Below are 3,701 nucleotides of genomic sequence, written 5' to 3'. Positions count from 1 at the left end.
ATAAGGCGAAAAGGAATAAATATCCTTTCATTTGTGACCCAGGGTTTATTAAAGCAGTTCTTCAGTGAAAAGTAAGAGATTATTGTTGATATATGCCAACCGTGGGTGAAAGAACGAAAATGAATTGAATTGCATCGCAATAACAGGAGACTGGTGACATAATTGGAACCTGTGGAGATCGCAGTTATCGGTGGGGGGATTTCTGGTCTTTCCACATGCTATTATCTAGAAAAACTTTCCAAAGAATCTGGCATCGAAATTCATGTCAGCCTACTTGAGTCAGGAAATAGGCTGGGAGGGAAGGTGCTGACCCGTACGGAAAATGGGCTTATTATAGACGCCGGTCCCGACTCCTTTTTCACCCAGAAGCCGTGGGCACTGGAACTGTGCAGCGATCTCGGACTGTCTGGCGATCTGACGGAAGCCAACGCGGCAACCAAGGGTACGTTCATCCTCAACAGTGGAAAGCTTTCGAGGCTTCCAGAAGGAACAGAGTCAGGTATGCCGACCAAATTGAGGCCATTTGTATCTACGGATCTAATCTCCTTTGGCGGGAAGTTCAGGGCGTTGATGGATCTGGTCATTCCCAGGAAGAGTGGTCAGGAGGACGAGTCAATCGGCTCTTTCATGGGCCGCAGATTCGGAAAAGAGTTTCTGGTAAAGATAGTTGAACCACTTTATGCCGGCATTTATGCCGGGGACGTAAACCACCTCAGTGTAAGAAGCAGCCTTCAATCGCTGGTCGCGCTGGAATCGGAACATGGAAGCTTAATTCGTGCCATGAGCAGAATGAAGAAAAAGTCCGGATCAGGAGGCAGCACAGGAAACCGGAATAGCCGTAGAATAACCTTTGTATCGCTGAAGGGGGGAATGGAGCAGCTGACTGATTCCATCCAAAAGAATCTCAAAAGTACTAAGATATTACTTGACACCACAGTGCAGGGCATAATAGAATCGAAGCGGGCCGCTGCAAGAAAGTTCAGGATTTCACTTGTCGATGGAGAGCATATGGATGCTGACGCCGTTGTGCTGAGCGTTCCTGCGTACGCGGCGTCCTCGATTTTGATCGGAATGGACAGCAGAATTTCAACTATCCTGGACACCATTCCGTATGTATCAACGGCAGTTGTTTCAGTTGCTTACAGGAAAACGGATATTGAAAGTGCAACTGGAGTAAAGGGACATGGTTTTCTAGTTCCCAGAACCGAGGATGAAATTGTTACCGGATGTACATGGGAATCCCTTAAGTGGCCGATCCATGCGCCGGGCGACACGCTGCTTGCCAGATGTTATGTTGGATGGTTCGGGCACGAGGAATTCAGGAAAATGGACGACGCATCCCTTACGAAGAGTGTCTTGGATTTCCTCGGAAGAACTGCGGGGATCAGTGCACGGCCAAAGTTTACGAAGGTTTTCAGATGGGAAAATGCTCTGCCGCAATACACTGTTGGTCACATTGATCGCATGAGCCAGATCAACAAACTTCTCTTGGACCACCCGGGACTTTACTTTACCGGATCAGCTTATCACGGTGTGGGCCTGCCAGACTGCATCCATGACGCATATCTAACAGCGAAAGAAATTATGGACTACAGGCTATCAGAGATGCGGAAATAGAAGATATGGAGTCTTCCCAGTAAAATTTCTACTGAGAAATAAACTGGAAATTTATGGGAAATCCGGTAGAATTGCGGGATCCATCGGTCTATTCCATGTCGTAAACAGGTGTCACGAACACTCCTCAATGCGTTATGATAAGCTTTCAGGTGGGATCAACTATTATACCACCTTGTTCATTGTAATATGACAGATCATGAAAATCGAAGAGGTTTACTCGATCCTGCCAGAAGATGGAGAAACTCTATTGAAAATCGCAAGAGAAGCTGTTGAAGAGACGGTGAAACGGGTCAAGGTCCCAGAAGTCAGAAGGATCGATCCATCATTGAGGCGGCATGCAGGAGTTTTTGTTACCATAAATGCGAACGGGGAACTGAGAGGTTGCATAGGGTTTGTTCAGGCAATCTACCCTCTCTATGTTGGAACCCAGAAAGCGGCTGTTTATGCGGCCACTGAAGACCCGAGGTTTCCACCTGTAACAGAGCCCGAACTGGCTGGTCTCGAATATGAAGTTACCGTGTTGAGTGATACGGAGGAGATTAGGATCAACGAAAAAACAAATCTTGACGTTCTCATCACAAGGGGCAGTCACGGTCTTGAAGTAACCAATGGCCTTTATAGCGGACTCCTTCTACCACAGGTCATGGAAGAATTCCATCTCTCACCGAAGGAGTTCCTTGAACAGACATGCATAAAAGCGGGCTTGGGAAAAAACTGCTGGAAAGATCCCAATACAAGAGTCTACAGGTTCCTTGGCCGGGTTTTCCCGGAGCCCTCATAGAAACAGTTTTGGTATCTCGCTGTTCACATTTACGACTAGTATTCTGACCTTGTTTCCTTCCTTGAGCCACCCCAACTCGTTCAGTTCGGGGTCAGCGACCTTAGCCTCTATTCCAAAACCCCTTGCCACGGAGAGAATGTCGAGGTTCAGGGTAAAGAAATCTGAGTTCTCCATTCCCGGATAATAGCTCTTGGAATAGCTTTTCAGGATATTGTAACCCTCATTGTTCAGGACCAGAATTTTCAGCGGTATATCATAACGTTTTGCTGTCCACAGGCTCTGGATGGTGTACATGAAGGAACCATCGCCTACTATAAGAAGAGTATTGCCGCGGACTGTGCATATCCCCATGGCGGCAGGGATGCCCCAGCCAAGCTGGCCACTCCTGGCAGAGAAATAGCTCATTGGGGAATACCCCATAACGGATCTTACGACCGGCGAAGCGGAAATAGCCTCATCTACAATGGTATAATTGTCAAATACCTTTTTTGTTCTTGAAAGGACAAAGTTCAGCCCCATGGTTTTTCTTTCCCTTGCAACCTCTGTTGCGAAGAAGTAATCTTCTGGTCTCCTGAAATTTCCTTTCCTCGAAACCATTGGAGTAGCTGCAGCAAGGAATTCCCTGGGGTTCATGGTATAGGACTTGCCGATCTTATTGGTGATATCCATGCCTACAAATATTACCTCCTTACCGTGAAGCAGCGGTGATGGGAGGTATGGGTACAGCGTGATGTCAGCCCCTACAAACAGTATGAGGTCATGCTTCAGCAGCTTTAGGTTTATAAGCGTAGTAGCAGGGAGAAGATCACCTGCATAGGACTCATCTGATGAATAGTACACGCCTCTGTTTGCCAGCGGCTCCCCGTATACCGGGCATCCTAAAGCATGCGAAAATTGGCGTGCTTCCTCAAATGCACCATAAACGTCAGTCTCATAACCGAAGACCACCGCAGGGTTTGACGATGCGTTTATCCTTTCAACGATCTCTTTCACCGCATTATTGTCAATGATTCCGGTATTGGGATCGTGCCTAACAACGCCAGGATTATCGGATTCCTGATCCATTACATTCATAGGGAAAGAGAGAAAGACAGGTCCCATGGGAGGTGTCATTGCAACTGACCTTGCCCTCGCGAGGGCTGGCCCAATATCAGATGCCTGCGATACTTCAAACTTGTACTTCACGGCATCTCCAATAAGAGAAAGCAGGTTGTGGTAAAGCAAGGGATCGTAGAATGTGTGCCTCATGTCCTGTTGTCCAGCTGTTATTATAATAGGTGACCTGTTCAGTCTGGCAGTGTGA

The 3,701-nt window shown here is 47.3% G+C and carries 3 protein-coding genes; 2 read left to right on the top strand and 1 reads right to left on the bottom strand.

Translation table 11 applies throughout. The features are described from left to right. Window positions 1-171: 171 nt before the first annotated feature. Window positions 172-1,617: a protoporphyrinogen oxidase gene (gene hemG / locus QW597_03350; protein MEM0155621.1), complete on the top strand. Its 1,446-nt coding sequence runs from the start codon at window positions 172-174 to the stop codon at window positions 1,615-1,617. A 196-nt stretch (window positions 1,618-1,813) separates the two neighbouring features. After that, entirely contained in the window at window positions 1,814-2,398 is a 585-nt protein-coding gene (amrA, locus tag QW597_03345) for an AmmeMemoRadiSam system protein A (GenBank protein ID MEM0155620.1), read from the top strand. On the opposite strand, the gene QW597_03340 is transcribed toward amrA, so the two are convergent. Continuing rightward, window positions 2,393-3,701 (bottom strand): thiamine pyrophosphate-dependent enzyme (locus tag QW597_03340; protein ID MEM0155619.1); only part of this gene is annotated, 1,309 nt, incomplete at its 5' end. The genes amrA and QW597_03340 overlap by 6 nt on opposite strands.

The sequence above is a fragment of the Thermoplasmataceae archaeon genome (genome assembly GCA_038729425.1).
Taxonomy (GTDB): Archaea; Thermoplasmatota; Thermoplasmata; order Thermoplasmatales; family Thermoplasmataceae; genus B-DKE.
Note: the sequence above shows the minus strand (reverse complement) of the source record. Positions and strands in the feature narration are given on the sequence as shown.